The sequence below is a fragment of the Streptomyces sp. NPDC059906 genome (assembly GCF_042730645.1).
GTDB lineage: Bacteria > Actinomycetota > Actinomycetes > Streptomycetales > Streptomycetaceae > Streptomyces > Streptomyces rubrogriseus.
The window spans coordinates 34665-50420 of record NZ_JBHWKU010000015.1 but is presented as its reverse complement, the minus strand read 5'-3'; the positions used below and the strand labels follow the sequence as shown (position 1 = coordinate 50420).

Sequence of the window (15756 nt, the reverse complement as noted above, 5' to 3'; positions counted from 1 at the left end):
CCACGTATGAGCGGAGCGGGCACCTGCGACGATAGGGGGCGTGGCAGGTATGAAAGGCAAGCAGAAGTCGGCCCGGGACATGATTCTGTCCCTCGGGGTCATCGTCCTCGTGGCGGGCGTGATCTGGATCTTCATCCCGCACGACGACGGGGAACCGGACGTCAAGCGGATCGACTACCGGGTCGAGTTGCTGACCGCGCAGCGCGCCGCGTCGTACCCGGTGGCGGCGCCCGAGGGGCTGTCCGAGGACTGGAAGCCGACCTCCGTACGCTTCCGCGGTGACGACGCCGACGCCTGGCACCTGGGGTTCCGGGCCCCGGACGGCGAGTACGTGGCGGTCGAGCAGTCCACGAAGAAGCCGTCCACGTTCATCCACGACGCCAGCCAGGGCGGACAGGTGACCGAGCGGACCGAGGAGATCGGCGGCCGGACCTGGACGCGGTACACGGGCGGCCGGTACGACGCGCTGGTGCTGGACGGCACCGGCGACATGAAGGGCGCGACGACGGTCGTGGCCGGCACCGGGTCGTTCGAGCAGCTCGGCAAGATGGCGGCGGCCCTGAAGCTGGCCTGACCGGCCACCGGCCACCGGCCACCGGGCACCGGGCGCAAGACCTGGACCGCACACCGCGCACCGCGCCCCGCACACTACGACGAAGCCCCCGGCGAGCTGCCGGGGGCTTCGTCGTGATGTGCGGTGCCGCGTGACTCAGACCGTGGTGACGACCTGGTCGTAGGCCAGCCGCGGCGAGCGCGGGAACCAGGCGTCCGGGCCCGGACGGCCGATGTTCACGACCATCAGCGGGGTGTGGTCGTCGTCCAGGAACTCCTTGCGCACGCCCTCGAAGTCGAGGCCGGTCATCGGTCCGGCGGCCAGACCGGCGGCGCGGACGCCGACGATGAAGTACGCGGCCTGGAGGCCGGCGTTCAGGGTGGCCGCGCCCTCGCGGACCGGACGCTCGCTGAAGAAGGCGTCCTTCGCGGCGGGGAAGTGCGGGAAGAGCTCCGGCAGCTCCTCGTGGAACTCGTTGTCCGCGGACAGGATCGCGACCAGCGGGGCGGCGGCGGTCTTGGGCCGGTTGCCCTCGGCCATGTGGGCGACCAGGCGCTCGCGGGCCTCGGGGGAGCGGACCAGCGTGATGCGCAGCGGCGACTGGTTGAAGGCGGTCGGGCCGTACTTGACCAGGTCGTAGATCGCCTGCACCTGCTCGTCGGTCACCGGCTCGTCGGTGAAGGTGTTCGCCGTGCGGGCCTCGCGGAACAGCAGGTCCTGGGCGGCGGGGTCAAGAACGAGAGACATGCGTGATCTTTCTCCGGGGGTGCGTCGGCTCCGCGCGGTGTGGGGACCGGGGGCCGTTGACGCGGACGACACTACGCCAAAGAAGTTCAAGCTTCAACCAAAAGCGGATTGCGGTGATCCGCTTCACATGCCCGCCTGAGTGAAGGGGTCCCGTCGTGTGCGGTGCGCCTATATGACGAAGGGCGAAATTCAAGTCGGACAATTCGCATCTTGACGTATCCCTCGGAGCACTTCGACGCCCAGCTGTGCGCCCTGCGCGACGCCGGCTACCGGACCGACTTCCTGCGCACCGGCCGCACCCCGGGACCGCGCACCGTCCACCTCGCCTTCGACGACGGCACGCTCGGACTGTGGACGCACGCCGACCCGGTCCTGGCCAGGTACGAAATGAAGGCGGCCGCCTATCTGATCACCGGGCAGGTGGGCACCCACCGGCCGTACTGCCTCTCCTGGCCCGAGGTGGAACGGATGGCGCGGCCGGGGCGCTGGGACTTCCAGGCCCACACCCACCTCAGCCACGAACGAGCGGCGGTGGACGCCGCCGGACACGAGCGGTCGGTGCTCACCAACCGGCTGTGGCTCGCGGACGAAGGGCGCGTGGAGACCTCCGACGAGTGCCGGTGCCGGGTCGCGGCGGACCTCGACCGGTCGGTCCGCGACCTCGTGCGGCACGCCCTGCCCCGCCTGCGGCTCTTCGCCTACCACGCTCACCAACGGCGCGGCGCGTCCGCTGCCGGCCGGGCCGCGTGCGGCCGCCCGTGCGCAACGACGGGCCGGAGCGGCAGTGGCCCCGCTTCACCTCGCTGAAGGTCGAGTGACGCGCATCACAGGCGGCCGGCGATCATTTCCCGCGCCGGCCGCGGTCTCAAAGGCACATCACCACTCGTGACCCGTACCCCGTACCCCGCACCTCGTCCACAGGGAGCGCATCGACATGACCGCCACCGTGAAGGGCCCGGCCTCGTACTTCCCGTCCATCGAGAAGAAGTACGGCCGCCCGGTCGCGGAGTGGAAGGACCTCATCCGGTCCTCGCCGCTCACCAAGCACATGGAACTCGTCACCTGGCTCAAGGCCGAGCACGGCCTGGGCCACGGGCACGCCAACGCCCTCGTCGCACACACCCTGGCCGAGGGCACGGCGAAGGAAGGCTAGAGGTCAGAGGTCGATGACGACCTTGCCCCGCGGCGACCAGGCGGGCGATCTCCTCCAGGGCGCCGCGGGCCGCCGGTACGCCGCCGGTACGCCGTCGCCCGGCGATGTTGCAGATGCGGTCGCTTGGGACGCCCAGTTCCCTGGCGGCGTGCACCGTCTCCGTCCCGTGCAGAACCGAGCTGCCGACGGCCATCACCACGATCCTCGACGCCGGCCGTGCGGTGGACGACCTCCGCTCCGACGTCACCGCCGAAGACATCGCCGCCGCTCTCATCGGCATCTTCACCGTGGCCGCCCGGCCGGCCTGACTAGGGCGTGCCATCGCTCCCGGCGGGCGCGTCCTCGGTGCCCGCCTCCTCCTCGGCCAGCGCGGCGTCCAGGCGGGCCCGCGCGCCGTCCAGCCGGCGGCGGCACACCTTCGCCAGCTCCTCGCCCCGCTCCCACAGGGCGAGGGACTCCTCCAGCGTCGTACCGCCGGCCTCCAGCCGCCGGACGACCTCGATCAGCTCGTCCCGTGCCTGCTCGTACCCGAGCGCCTCGGACATCGCCGTCGGCTGCTCCACCTCGCTGGTCATCCACCCACCCTATGCGTCGACTCGTACGGAGAAATCGCCCTCGGACACCCGTGCCCGCAGGGTCTCGCCGGGCTCCACCTCGCCGGGGTCGCGGACCGCGTGGCCGTCGGCCCGCTGGAGCACCGCGTACCCGCGCTGGAGGGTGGCGGCGGGGGAGAGGGCCACCACGCGCGCGTGCGTGTGCGTCAGCTCGGAGTCGGCCCGGTCGAGGTGGTGCCGCAGCGAACGGCGGCCCCGGTCGAGCAGCGCCGTCACCTGCTCGGCCCGCTCCTCGATCATCCGGTGCGGATCCTGTATCGACGGCCGGGCCAGCGCGTGGCCGAGCCCGCGCTCCTCGCGGTCGACGAACGCGGCCACGCACCGCCGGGCGCGGTCCCGCAGCAGCCGTACCCGCTCGTACTCCTCGCCGACGTCCGGCACGACCTTCTTCGCGGCGTCGGTCGGCGTGGAGGCGCGCAGGTCGGCCACCAGGTCGAGCAGCGGGCTGTCCGGCTCGTGGCCGATCGCCGAGACGACCGGCGTGCGACAGGCGGCGACCGCCCGCACCAGCTGCTCGTCGGAGAACGGCAGCAGGTCCTCCACGCTGCCGCCGCCCCGCGCGACGACGATCACGTCCACGTCGTCCCGCGCGTCCAGCTCCTTCACCGCCTGCACCACCTGCGGCACCGCGTGCACGCCCTGCACCGGGACGTTGCGCACCTCGAAGCGGACGGCGGGCCAGCGGTGCCGGGCGTTCTCCAGGACGTCCCGCTCGGCCGCGGACGCCCGCCCGCACACCAGCCCGATCAGCTGCGGCAGGAACGGCAGCGGCTTCTTCCGCTCCGCCGCGAACAGCCCCTCGCGCGCGAGCGCCTTCTTCAGCTGCTCCAGACGGGCGAGCAGCTCACCGACACCCACCGGCTTGATCTCGGCGGCCCGCAGCGACAGCTGCCCCCGCGGCGCGTACCACTCCGGCTTCGCGTGCACGACCACCCGTGCGCCCTCGCCGACCACGTCCGCCACGGCGTCGAACACCTGCCGGTAGCAGGTCACGCTCACGGAGATGTCGTACGACGGGTCGCGCAGCGTCAGGAACACCACACCGGCGCCCGGCCGCCGCGACAACTGCGTGATCTGCCCCTCGACCCAGACCGCGCCGAGCCGGTCGATCCAGCCCCCGATCAGCCGGGACACCTGGCCCACGGGCAGCGGGCTTTCGGGGGTCGAGTTGGCAGCCATGCGCCCGAGCGTAACGGCCGGGTCCGACAATCCGGCACCTGCGAGCCCGTTCCCCGCACCCGCCGACCCACCGCACCAGCGCCCCCTGCCCGCCACCACGCCCGCTGTTCCTGCGGCCCCGGCCTCTCAGCCCGTGCCGCGCTCGTGTCGCCGTGTCTGTGGGGCCTGGGGTCCTGGTTCTTCGGCTCGCGCCGCGCTTGTGTACCCGCGTCTGTGGGTCCTTCGGGCCCGGCCTCTCAGCCCGTGCCGCGCTCGTGTCGCCGTGTCTGTGGGGCCTGGGGTCCTGGTTCTTCGGCTCGCGCCGCGCTTGTGTACCCGCGTCTGTGGGTCCTTCGGGCCCGGCCTCTCAGCTCGCGCCGCGCTCGTGTCGCCGTGTCTGTGGGGCCTGGGGCCCTGGCCTTTCGGCTCGCGCCGAGCCTCTGTCTCCGCGTCCGTCGGTCCTTCGGGCCCGGCCCGTGCGCCGCGTCGAGCCCGTGTCGTGCGGGCCCGGCCTTCCAGTCGCGCCGAGCCGGCGTGCACGCGCGGCCCCCGCCTCACGCTCCCGTCGTCTCCGCGTCCCGCCGCCCCCTCCACTGCACCGCCAGCACCACCAGACCCACCGCCAGCCAGATCGCGCCGACCACCTGGGCCGTCCCCGACGCCTCCACGATCACCGCGACCGTGATCGCCGCGCCCAGCACCGGCACCACCAAGTGCCGCCACCAGCTGACCGTCCCCCCGCCGCGCCGCACCACGAACCAGCCCACCACGCTCGCGTGCAGCAGCGTGAACGCGGTCAGCGCGCCCACGTCGACCACCGAGACCAGGTGGTCGAGACCGTCGTCCCGGCGTGCCGCCCACACCGCCGCCGCCATGGTGATCACCGCCGACACCAGCAGCGCCACGCGCGGCACCCCGGCGTCCGTCCGCGACAGCACCCCAGGCAGCCGCCGGTCCCGGCCCATCGCGAACAGCAGCCGCCCGGCCGCCGCCTGCCCGGCCAGCGCCGCGAACGCCGCGCCGATCGCCTTGCTCACCGCCACCAGATCGTGCAGCCACGTGCCCACCGACGCGTCCACGGCGTCGTAGAACGCCGCCCCCTGCCGCTCCGGCTCCGCCGCAAGCTGCGCCGACGACACCGGTTCGAGGAGCGCCACCAGATACGTCTGCGCCACGAACAGCACGCCCGCCAGCGCCAGGCAGAACAGCAGCGCCCGCGCGACCTTCGCCGAACCGCCGGTGACCTCCTCGGCGAACGTGGCGATCGCGTCGAAGCCCAGGTACGACAGCACCGCCACCGACACCGCCCCGACCACCGCCGACAGCGCGAACGCCCCCTGCGTGCCGTCCCCCGACAGCGGCGACAGCCAGTTGCGCTCGGCCCCGTCCCGCGCCAGGACCACGATCGCCGTGATCACGAAGACGACGAGTACGACGATCTCCATGACGAGCACCAGGAAGCCCACCCGGGCCGCCATCCGCACCCCCCACAGGTTCAGCAGCGTCGTGACGACCACCGCGATCGCCGTCCACACCCACCGCGACACCTCCGGGACCAGCGCCTCCATCGCGATGCCGGAGAACAGGTACGCCACCGCCGGGATGAGGACGTAGTCCAGCATCGCCATCCACCCGGCGACGAACCCGGCCCCGTTGCCGAGCCCCGCGCGCGCGTAGGCGAACACCGAGCCCGCCTGGGGGACCACCCGCACCATCTGCGCGTAGCTGAATGCGGTGAACGCCATCGCGACCGTGGCGACCAGGTAGACGAGGGCGACCGCACCGTGCGACTTGGCGTCCAGCGTGCCGAACACGCCGACCGGCGCCATGGGCGCGATGAACAGCAGCCCGTAGACGACCAGGTCCCTGAAGCCCAGACTGCGCCTCAGCCGCTGTTCCCCACCGGCCCCCGGGGCCGTCGTACCGCTCTGCGCCATGGTGCCTCCGCCAGTGCCTCGGTCCTCGCCCCGGCTTCCGCTTCGGGCTCCGCCTCGGTTTCCGCTTCGGAACGTTCCCGCCAGTCTCCCCGGCAACGCCGCACCCACGCGATCTCTGACCCGCCGAACGCGGCCTTACGATGGGTGCCATGACTGCTTCGCCTGGCCGCCGTGTCCTGCTCGCCGCCCCCCGTGGCTACTGCGCGGGTGTGGACCGCGCCGTGATCGCCGTCGAGAAAGCCCTGGAGCAGTACGGGGCTCCGGTGTACGTCCGGCACGAGATCGTCCACAACAAGTACGTCGTCCAGACCCTGGAGAAGAAGGGCGCGATCTTCGTCGAGCGGACGGAGGAGGTCCCCGAGGGGAACATCGTGATGTTCTCCGCGCACGGCGTGGCCCCCGTCGTCCACGAGGAGGCCGAGCGCGGCAAGCTGGCCACGATCGACGCCACCTGCCCGCTCGTCACCAAGGTCCACAAGGAAGCCGTCCGCTTCGCGAACGACGACTACGACATCCTGCTCATCGGCCACGAGGGCCACGAGGAGGTCATCGGCACCTCCGGCGAGGCCCCCGACCACATCCAGCTCGTCGACGGCCCCGAGGACGCCGCGAAGGTCGAGGTCCGCGACCCCTCGAAGGTGGTCTGGCTCTCCCAGACCACCCTCTCCGTCGACGAGACCATGGAGACCGTCGACGCGCTCAAGGACAGGTTCCCGCAGCTGATCTCCCCGCCGAGCGACGACATCTGCTACGCCACGCAGAACCGCCAGCTCGCGGTGAAGCAGATGGGTGCCGAGGCCGAGCTGGTGATCGTCGTCGGCTCCCGCAACTCCTCCAACTCCAAGCGCCTGGTCGAGGTCGCCCTGCAGGCCGGCTCCCGCGCGGCGTACCTGGTGGACTTCGCCGACGAGATCGACGAGACCTGGCTGGACGGCGTCACCACGGTCGGCGTCACCTCCGGCGCCTCCGTTCCGGACGTGCTGGTCGAGCAGGTCCTGGAGTGGCTGTCGCGGCGCGGCTTCGAGGACGTGGAGATCGTCAAGGCCGCCGAGGAGTCGATCATCTTCTCGCTGCCCAAGGAACTGCGCCGCGACCTGCGCGAGGAGGCGGCGTCCCTGGTGGCGGAGCGGGGCGGCTCCGGGGCGTCGGGGGCCTGACCGGCGGCCGGGCCCACCGCCCGGGTGACCGTCAGTGGTCCGTCGTAACGTAGGGCCATGCAGATCTTCGGCGTGGACATCGGCGGATCCGGGATCAAGGGTGCCCCTGTGGACCTCGACAGGGGCGACCTGGCCCAGGAGCGCTGCAAGGTGCTGACCCCGCACCCGGCCACCCCCGACGGCGTCGCCGACGGGGTCAAGCAGGTCGTCGAGCACTTCGGCTGGACCGGACGGGTCGGCCTCACCTTCCCGGGCGTGGTGACGGGCGGCGCGACGGTGCGCACCGCGGCCAACGTCGACAAGGGCTGGGTCGACACCGACGCGCGGGCGCTGTTCGGCGAGCGGCTGGGCGGGCTCGACGTGACGGTCGTCAACGACGCGGACGCGGCGGGCGTCGCGGAGATGCACTTCGGAGCCGGCCGCGGCCGCAAGGGCACGGTGGTCCTGCTCACCTTCGGCACCGGCATCGGCAGCGCGGTGTTCACCGACGGCCTCCTGGTCCCCAACACCGAGCTGGGCCACCTGGAGCTGGACGGTCACGACGCGGAGAAGCGCGCCTCCAGCAAGGTCAAGGACGACCACGACATGTCCTGGGAGCACTGGGCCCACCGCGTCCAGAAGTACCTCGCGCACGTCGAGATGCTGTTCTCGCCGGAGCTCTTCGTCATCGGCGGCGGGGTCAGCCGCAAGTCCCAGAAGTTCCTGCCCCACATCAAGGGCGTACGGGCCGAGATCGTCCCCGCCCAGCTGCAGAACAACGCGGGGATCGTGGGCGCGGCGATGCACGCGGCCGGCTGAGCGGGAGCGCTCACGCGGGGGGCCGGTTGCGGGCGGCGGCGGCCCGTCGCCGCATCAGCCGGATCCGGCGGACGATCACGGTCGACCCGGCGACCAGCGTCCCGCCGTACAGCCACCCCGCCTCGGTGGCCAGCGCGGTCACGATCCCCATCAGCCGTCCGCCGAGGCCGCCGTCCCCGCTCTCCGCCACGGGCACCAGGCCCACGGCGAAGGCGATCGGCACGACGACCGGGGCGGTCAGCAGGTCGCCCCGGCGCACCCAGAGCGCGGTGAGCAGACTCACCGGCACGAACAGCACCCCGTACGCGGTGAGGGACGCGCCGAACAGCAGCTCGTCGAGGAAGCCCAGCAGGGTCATCACGGCAGCGCAGAACAGACCGCTGCCGAGCCCGGTCAGCCGCGGATTGGGCATCCTCCGCAGGGCACGCACGACCCGGGCCACCGGCGAACCCGCCCCCGGAGCCGGGCGTCGTGGGCGTGCCGGCTGCACGGGCCGTCCCACCGGCCGCCCGGCCACCCGGCCCACCGGCGGCCGCGCGGCAGCGGCACCGCCCCGCCCCTGTGCGGGCAGCGGCGCCCCGCTTCGTCGCGGTCCGTACTGGGCAGGTCGCGTCCTGTGTTGCTCCACTGGACCAACTTAGGTCGGTTTATGTGCCGAATAGGCCGACAGACACGCCGCCGGGCGTGTCTTGGCCAAGCGTTCGACTCCGCGCGGGTCCGGTGCGGCACACCCCGTAGACTGGTGGATCGGCCCCTGCCTGGCCCGCCCATGCCATCCCATCCCATCCCGCCCCTCCGCATCTCACGTACGGGAAGTCGCAACGTGTCGCTCACGATCGGAATCGTCGGTCTGCCGAATGTCGGCAAGTCGACCCTGTTCAACGCCCTGACCAAGAACGACGTGCTCGCGGCCAACTACCCGTTCGCCACGATCGAGCCCAACGTCGGCGTGGTGGGCGTCCCCGACCCCCGCCTGACGAAGCTGGCCGAGATCTTCTCCTCCGACAAGATCCTCCCGGCGACGGTCGACTTCGTCGACATCGCGGGCATCGTGCGCGGCGCGAGCGAGGGCGAGGGCCTGGGCAACAAGTTCCTGGCCAACATCCGCGAGTCCGACGCGATCTGCCAGGTCATCCGCGCCTTCAAGGACGAGAACGTCGTGCACGTCGACGGCAAGGTCTCGCCGAAGGACGACATCGAGACGATCAACACCGAGCTGATCCTCGCCGACCTCCAGACCATCGAGAAGGTCCTCCCGCGCCTCCAGAAGGAGTCGCGCATCAAGAAGGACATCGCTCCCAAGGTCAAGGCGGTCGAGGAGGCCAAGGACATCCTGGAGAAGGGCGACACCCTCTTCTCCCAGGGCATCCTCCAGGGCAGCGAGCGCGCGGAACTCCTCCACGACCTCCACCTCCTCACCACGAAGCCCTTCCTCTACGTCTTCAACGTCGACGAGGACGAGCTGACCGACGACGACTTCAAGGACCAGCAGCGCGACCTGGTCGCCCCCGCCGAGGCGATCTTCCTCAACGCCAAGCTGGAGGCGGACCTCGCCGAGCTGGACGAGGACGAGGCCCTCGAACTCCTCCAGTCCGTCGGCCAGGACGAGCCCGGCCTCGCCACCCTCGCCCACGTCGGCTTCCGCACCCTCGGCCTGCAGACCTACCTGACGGCCGGCCCCAAGGAATCCCGCGCCTGGACCATCAAGAAGGGCGCCACCGCCCCCGAGGCCGCCGGTGTCATCCACACCGACTTCCAGAAGGGCTTCATCAAGGCCGAGGTCATCTCCTTCGACGACCTGGTCGAGACGGGCTCGGTCACCGAGGCCCGCGCGAAGGGCAAGGCCCGCATGGAGGGCAAGGAGTACGTGATGCGGGACGGGGATGTGGTGGAGTTCCGCTTCAACGTGTAGCGGCTGACATATCACCACGTCGCTGATCTGGCAAACATGCAGGTCAGGGAGGGTCCGACTCTTCGGGGTCGGGCCCTTAGTTCGTTCCCGTGCCGGGATGGGATGAGGGGGCTCGTGCTGGGATGTGCGCAGTTTGGCGTTCGGTGGCGGGGAGTTCGCGAGCGAGATTGCCTTCACGTCTTCTTCACGGCGATATTCCGCGGTCCGGATCCTGCGGAACGTTCCTCGCTGATGCTTTACCCGGGGCGTGACCCGGCTCGGCCGCCATGGCACGTTCAGCTGCGCACCGAGCGGGACTTGGAGCGCGCCCAGGACCTGTTCCGGCTGAGCTACGCCGCACTGTGACGGGCTAGGAACAGGTATTGCGTGCCGTGTGGCGGTGACGGTTATGGATCGTCGTTGTGCTGCCTTTCGACGGGCAATCACGAAGTGGCGGTGGAGGTACAAGTATTCGGCGGCTCCCCGGTTTCGGTAACCGGGGAGCCGCCGCTATATTGCCGCCGCCTTCCCACGCGGCCCTGCTACTGCTGCGGTCCTCTGCTGAGGTTGGTTTCCGGCGTCGGCCCACGTTCTTCGCCGCGGCGAGATCGCTGACCAGGTGACCATCCCTACTCGGATCCGGTTCCGCCACCGCTAGAAGCCGTCGTCAAATGGCGCGCCCACATCAGGAGCGAGTCGAGGGTGATGGCTGCTTGGTAGGACGCGGCGGTCTTGTCGCATCGGGTCGCGATGCCGCTTGTCATCCCTGAGGCGGAAATTGGCGGTGTGACGTACTCCCATCACACCAAGCGCGATTGCGGGCAGTGGGATGACGACGCAGGGGCCGTGAGCAGCGAGGCTCGATGTGTGTCCGGTCCGAACCCCGGCCGACCCTCTCTTGCCTTACCACCTCATGATCTAGAGCGGAGAACTCTGCCGTGGCCAAACTCCTCTATCGACTGGGCCGTATGGCCTTCCGGCAACGCCGGTATGTCGCCCTCCTCTGGGTGGCGCTGCTGGCCGTCGTCGGCTTTGCCGCGGCCAATGCCCCGGCAGCGCCGGACGACGAGACCGGGATGCCGGGCACTGAGTCGCAGCGGGCCTTCGACCTCATGGATCAGCGCTTCCCCGGTGGCAAGTCCGACGGTGCCGACGCCCGGCTGGTCTTCGTCGCCCCGAGCGGGCAGAAGGTGACTGCTACCGAGAACAAGCACGCCATCGACGATGCCGTGGCTGACATCGCCGAGGGGCCCCAGGTCGATGCTGCCCTCAGCCCGTTCGAGTCGCAGGCGGTGAGCAAGGACGGCTCGACCGCGTACGCCACCATCACCTACAAGGCCAAGGCCACCGACCTCAGCAAGGACTCCAAGTCGGGTCTTGAGGACGCGGCGCAGGCTGCTCGTGATGCGGGTCTGAGGGTCGAAATCGGTGGTTCGGCGCTCGCCAAGGACGAGTTCGGCGGTTCGAGTGAGCTCTTCGGTGTCGCGGGCGCGGCCGTGATCCTGCTCATCACCTTCGGATCGCTCGCCGCTGCTGGCATGCCGCTGCTGACGGCTCTGATCGGTGTTGGGGTTGGTGTGGCCTCGATCACCGCGCTGGGCAGCACGCTCGGTTTGTCCGAGACAACCAGCACGCTCGGGGTGATGCTCGGCCTGGCGGTCGGCATCGATTACGCCATGTTCATCGTCTCCCGCTACCGCGAGGAGCGGTCGAAGGGCCATGAGCCCGAGGAAGCGGTGGGTCTGGCGGTGGGCACAGCGGGCTCCGCGGTGGTCTTCGCCGGTCTGACGGTGGTGATCGCGCTGGCGGGGCTGTCCGTCATCGGTATTCCCATGCTCATGAAGATGGGTCTGGCCGCGGCCGGCGTAGTCACCCTTGCTGTGGTGATCGCGCTGACGCTGGTGCCGGCGCTGCTCGGCTTCTTCCAGCATGCGGTGCTGCCCCGCAAGGCACGCAAGGCCGAGAAGCCGGCCGTGGCCGTGGCCGACAAGCCCAACGCGGGCACCCGCTGGGCCCGGTTCGTGCTGCGTCGCCCGCTGTCTGTGCTCCTGTTGGGAGTAGTTGGCCTGGGTGTGGTGGCCGTACCGGCGATGGACCTGCAACTGGGTCTGCCCGGCGACGAGGTGAAGCCCACGTCCACGACGGAGCGCCGCGCCTATGACGATCTCGCCAAGGGGTTCGGCCCCGGCTTCAACGGCCCGCTGACCGTGCTCGTCGACGCGAAGGGCGTCAAGGACCCATAGGCGACGGCTGACACCGTGGTCGCCGAGATTGCGAAGGTCGAAGGAATCGTGTCGGTCTCCCCGCCGCGGTTCAACGAGGCGGGCGACACGGCCATGGTGAGCGCCGTGCCATCCACGGCGCCGACCGACAGCAAGACCGACAAGGTCATCCACGGCGTACGGGGGCAAGCGGCCCGGTTCAAGGTGGACACCGGAGCGACGGTCCTGGTCAGCGGCATGACGGCGATGAACATCGACGTGGCGCAGAAGGTCAAGGGCGCCCTGGTTCCCTATCTCGCCGTGGTCGTCGGCCTTGCCTTCCTTCTCATGATGGTCGTTTTCCGCTCGGTCCTGGTGCCGGTGAAGGCGGCGCTCGGTTTCCTGCTGTCGGTCAGCGCCGCACTCGGCGCCGTTGTAGCGGTCTTCCAGTGGGGCTGGCTCGCCGGCCTCCTGGGCGTCGAGGAGACCGGGCCGATCCTCAGCATGATGCCGCTCTTCATGATCGCAATCGTGTTCGGTCTCGCGATGGACTACGAGGTCTTCCTCGTGACACGAATGCGGGAGGCGTACATCCACGGCGACCGGCCCGATCAGGCGATCGCCTCCGGCTTCCGCACCAGCGCGCGGGTGGTCGTGGCCGCCGCCCTGATCATGATGGCGGTGTTCGGCGGCTTCATCGGTGCCGGCGCATCGATGATCAAAATGATCGGCTTCAGCATGGCATCGGCCGTCTTCTTCGATGCCTTCGTCGTACGGATGGCGATCGTGCCCGCGGTCCTGGCACTGCTCGGCGACAAAGCCTGGTGGCTGCCCCGGTGGCTGGCGAAGATCCTGCCGCGGGTGGATGTGGAGGGCGAAACGCTGACACGAACACATGAGGAGGGTGCCGCGCCGCAGAACCCTGCCGGGCAGGAGTCGGCGCTCGTGCGCTGACGGAAGGAAGCGCAGGCCGCCCGTGCCGACACGGGCGGCCTGCGCGCATGTCACGGCGCCGTCACCCATCATGGTCCAGAGCCCGAGGAAAGAATCCCGATGAGCACCACTTGGCAGCGGTATGTATGCGGTCGGCCCCGGACGCTCGACGTGGTGGTGGCCCTGGCGCTGTTCGGGCTCTCCTTTCCCGGCAGCATGCTCAAAGCGCCCGACTACAGCAACTACACGGGCGTGCTGGCACCCTCCGCCGTGCTCCTTGCCGCCCTCGGATGCATCGTGCTGCTGTGGCACCGGGAACACCCCCGGGCCGTCGTGGCGGCGACCACCGGATGCACGATGGCGATGGAGGCCCTGGGCTTCCAGCTCACGCCCCTGTTGATGGGTTCGCTGATGGCCGCGCTGTACTCGCTGGCGGCGCACACCGGACGGGAGACCACGAGGACGTACACCATCGTCGCCACCGCCCTGCTGGTGGTCACCTCGCTGGTATTCGGCCCCGGCGGATGGCTGTCGGCCTCGCACTTCGTGGCCGTTCCCTGGACCTTGCTGCCCGCGGTCGCGGGCAGTTTGGCACGGCTGCGGCGCGGCTACCTGGCCGCCGTGGAGAACCGGGCCGAGCACGCGGAGCAGACCCGCGAGAACGAAGCCCGCCGTCGGGTGGGTGAGGAACGGATGCGGATCGCGCGGGAACTCCACGACGTCGTCGCCCATCACATCACCCTGGCCAATGCACAGGCGGTCGCCGCCGCACGGCTTATCCACAGCCGCCCCCAGCAGGCGGAGGAACTCCTCGGCCAGCTCGCGGGCACCACCACGTCCGCGTTGCGCGAGCTCGGGGCCAGCATCGGCGTGCTGCGCCAGAGCGACGATCCTCAGGCGCCGCTGGAGCCGACCCCCGGGCTCGACCGGTTGCCCGACCTCATCGAGTCCTTGCGGCAGCTCGGTCTCGAGGTGAGCGTCACGACCGAGGGAGCGGAGCAGCAGCTGTCCCCAGGCGTTGACCTGACGGCGTACCGGATCATCCAGGGGGCGCTCACCAACGTCTCCAAACACGCCGGCACCGATGAGGCAGCGGTGCGTCTCGTCTACCTCCGCGACTGTCTCAGGATCACCATCGCCGACGCGGGGCGGGGAACGGCCCGCCCCGCGGCCGAGTCCACCGGCTACGGACTGATCGGCATGCGAGAGCGAGCCTTGTCCTTGGGCGGACGGTTCTTCGCCGGGCACCGTTCGAAGGGCGGATTCGAGGTCGCCACCGAGCTGCCGCTGCACACCCGCGAACGCGAACCGTCCCAGCCCGGCTCGCCGCGCGGGCCGATCAGCGAGGAGAACACGACGTGACCATCCGCGTCCTGCTGGCCGACGACCAGACGCTGCTGCGCTCGATGTTCCGGATGCTGATCGAGCTGAGCGACGACATGGAGGTCGTGGGAGAGGCCGCCGACGGTACGCAAGCCGTCGAACTGGCCCGCACCCACCGTCCCGACGTCGTGGTGATGGACATCCGCATGCCCGGCCTCGATGGTCTGGCCGCCACTGAGATGATCTGTGCCGACGACACCCTTACCGACACTCGCGTGCTCGTCCTGACCACTTTCGAGATCGACGAGTACGTCGCGCGGGCCATGCGGGCCGGAGCGAGCGGATTCTTCGGCAAGGACACCGGGGCGGATCAACTGGTGGCTGCCATCCGTACGGTGGCGGCAGGTGACGCTCTGCTCTCTCCGCGGGCCACGAAGGCGCTGATCGCCCAATTTCTCGCTGCCCCGAAATCGTCCGGGCTGCCCCCCGTACTCGACTCCCTGACCCCACGAGAGCGGGAAGTGCTGACGTACGTCGCCGCCGGCCTTTCGAACGACGCGATCGCACAGGAGCTCGTGCTGAGTCCCCTGACCGTGCGCAGCCATGTCCAAAGAATCATGAACAAACTCAGCGCGCGGACCCGGGCGCAACTCGTCACCATCGCCTACCAGTCCGGCCTGGTCCGCCCGGCTCGCCCGGCGTGAAACCGGTAGCGGCGCACGTTCCAGTGTGCGCCTGGGCTCGGAGCGCTTACGCGTCCTGGTTCACCTGCGCGAGGTGCGTGTCCATGGCGGCGCACATCTCCCCCAGCAAGCCCCTGAACTGGTCGAGGAGTTCGGACGGGTAGCGGCCGACGATGGCGTCCATGGGCGCGGCCAGCGGGCGGAAGAATTCATCGGCGCGCTCTTGGATGTGCGGGCTGCTGCGAAGGGTCACCACGCGGCGGTCGCTGTGCTCGCGGCTGCGGACGATGTGCCCGGCGCCTTCGAGGCGGTTGAGCAATGCGGTCGTGGCACCTGACGAGAGCAGGATGCGCTTGCTGAGGCGGGCCGGGGAGATCGGGGCGCCCCGTTCCTCGGCCTCGATGATTTCCAGCAGGGCGGTTGCGTCCGTGGCGTACAGGCCGAGATAGGCGGCGAAGCTGCGGCTGAGCTCGGCATAGTGCCCGCCGTAGACCCTCAGGGCTTCCACCAGCAGCTCGCGCCGCTCAGTCGCGCCGTCGAGGGCCGATTCCTCCATCATCAGCGGCCGTCCTTCCCCTGTATGAACATCGCTGGACCTGCACCCGCAG

At 70.3% G+C, this 15756-nt stretch carries 15 protein-coding genes and 2 pseudogenes; 11 read left to right on the top strand and 6 right to left on the bottom strand.

Annotation, left to right across the window (positions count from 1 at the left end):
• Positions 1 to 49: 49 nt before the first annotated feature.
• The gene (locus tag ACFV9J_RS22855; protein WP_385356863.1) at positions 50 to 574 is read left to right on the top strand and encodes a DUF4245 domain-containing protein; all 525 of its coding nucleotides are present in this window, start codon (positions 50 to 52) and stop codon (positions 572 to 574) included.
• A 135-nt stretch (positions 575 to 709) separates the two neighbouring features.
• On the opposite strand, the gene ACFV9J_RS22850 is transcribed toward ACFV9J_RS22855, so the two are convergent.
• Positions 710 to 1300: a malonic semialdehyde reductase gene (locus ACFV9J_RS22850; protein WP_385356702.1), complete on the bottom strand. Its 591-nt coding sequence runs from the start codon at positions 1298 to 1300 to the stop codon at positions 710 to 712.
• A gap of 210 nt (positions 1301 to 1510) precedes the next feature.
• On the opposite strand from ACFV9J_RS22850, the gene ACFV9J_RS22845 reads away from it, so the two are divergent.
• The 3 genes from ACFV9J_RS22845 (at position 1511) to ACFV9J_RS22835 (ending at position 2761) form a co-directional block, all read left to right on the top strand.
• The gene (locus tag ACFV9J_RS22845) at positions 1511 to 2107 is read left to right on the top strand and encodes a polysaccharide deacetylase family protein (protein WP_385356701.1); all 597 of its coding nucleotides are present in this window, start codon (positions 1511 to 1513) and stop codon (positions 2105 to 2107) included.
• A 127-nt stretch (positions 2108 to 2234) separates the two neighbouring features.
• On the top strand, positions 2235 to 2453 hold the full coding sequence (locus ACFV9J_RS22840) for a DUF4287 domain-containing protein (protein ID WP_385356699.1): 219 nt from the start codon (positions 2235 to 2237) through the stop codon (positions 2451 to 2453).
• A 113-nt stretch (positions 2454 to 2566) separates the two neighbouring features.
• Entirely contained in the window at positions 2567 to 2761 is a 195-nt protein-coding gene (locus tag ACFV9J_RS22835; protein WP_385356698.1) for a hypothetical protein, read from the top strand.
• On the opposite strand, the gene ACFV9J_RS22830 is transcribed toward ACFV9J_RS22835, so the two are convergent.
• The 3 genes from ACFV9J_RS22830 to ACFV9J_RS22820 form a co-directional block, all read right to left on the bottom strand.
• Complete coding sequence (locus ACFV9J_RS22830) at positions 2762 to 3028, bottom strand: exodeoxyribonuclease VII small subunit (protein WP_385356697.1); 267 nt, start codon at positions 3026 to 3028, stop codon at positions 2762 to 2764.
• Between the two features lie 9 nt (positions 3029 to 3037).
• Positions 3038 to 4246: an exodeoxyribonuclease VII large subunit gene (xseA, locus tag ACFV9J_RS22825; protein ID WP_385356696.1), complete on the bottom strand. Its 1209-nt coding sequence runs from the start codon at positions 4244 to 4246 to the stop codon at positions 3038 to 3040.
• Positions 4247 to 4779: 533 nt separating this feature from the next.
• Positions 4780 to 6162, bottom strand: a complete 1383-nt coding sequence (locus ACFV9J_RS22820; RefSeq protein ID WP_385356695.1) for an APC family permease — start codon at positions 6160 to 6162, stop codon at positions 4780 to 4782.
• A gap of 140 nt (positions 6163 to 6302) precedes the next feature.
• On the opposite strand from ACFV9J_RS22820, the gene ACFV9J_RS22815 reads away from it, so the two are divergent.
• A complete protein-coding gene (locus ACFV9J_RS22815; RefSeq protein WP_385356694.1) occupies positions 6303 to 7319 on the top strand; it encodes a 4-hydroxy-3-methylbut-2-enyl diphosphate reductase in 1017 nt (338 codons plus the stop codon).
• A gap of 57 nt (positions 7320 to 7376) precedes the next feature.
• Entirely contained in the window at positions 7377 to 8117 is a 741-nt protein-coding gene (gene ppgK / locus ACFV9J_RS22810) for a polyphosphate--glucose phosphotransferase (RefSeq protein ID WP_385356693.1), read from the top strand.
• 10 nt (positions 8118 to 8127) lie between these two features.
• Here the strand turns inward: ppgK and ACFV9J_RS22805 are convergent, their stop codons facing one another.
• Positions 8128 to 8745 carry a DUF6542 domain-containing protein gene (locus ACFV9J_RS22805; protein ID WP_385356691.1) on the bottom strand — a complete coding sequence of 206 codons (618 nt, stop codon included), beginning with the start codon at positions 8743 to 8745 and terminating at the stop codon, positions 8128 to 8130.
• Positions 8746 to 8940: 195 nt separating this feature from the next.
• On the opposite strand from ACFV9J_RS22805, the gene ychF reads away from it, so the two are divergent.
• From ychF to ACFV9J_RS22780, 5 genes and pseudogenes are all read left to right on the top strand, one after another.
• Positions 8941 to 10029, top strand: a complete 1089-nt coding sequence (ychF, locus tag ACFV9J_RS22800) for a redox-regulated ATPase YchF (protein WP_385356690.1) — start codon at positions 8941 to 8943, stop codon at positions 10027 to 10029.
• Between the two features lie 235 nt (positions 10030 to 10264).
• Positions 10265 to 10374: pseudogene (locus tag ACFV9J_RS22795) on the top strand (transporter); the annotation flags it as partial.
• 572 nt (positions 10375 to 10946) lie between these two features.
• Positions 10947 to 13163: pseudogene (locus ACFV9J_RS22790) on the top strand (MMPL family transporter).
• Between the two features lie 99 nt (positions 13164 to 13262).
• On the top strand, positions 13263 to 14504 hold the full coding sequence (locus ACFV9J_RS22785; RefSeq protein ID WP_385356688.1) for a sensor histidine kinase: 1242 nt from the start codon (positions 13263 to 13265) through the stop codon (positions 14502 to 14504).
• On the top strand, positions 14501 to 15169 hold the full coding sequence (locus ACFV9J_RS22780) for a response regulator (protein WP_385356687.1): 669 nt from the start codon (positions 14501 to 14503) through the stop codon (positions 15167 to 15169). The genes ACFV9J_RS22785 and ACFV9J_RS22780 overlap by 4 nt, the downstream gene beginning before the upstream one ends.
• A gap of 46 nt (positions 15170 to 15215) precedes the next feature.
• On the opposite strand, the gene ACFV9J_RS22775 is transcribed toward ACFV9J_RS22780, so the two are convergent.
• Positions 15216 to 15704: a MarR family winged helix-turn-helix transcriptional regulator gene (locus ACFV9J_RS22775; protein WP_385356862.1), complete on the bottom strand. Its 489-nt coding sequence runs from the start codon at positions 15702 to 15704 to the stop codon at positions 15216 to 15218.
• Positions 15705 to 15756 lie beyond the last annotated feature (52 nt).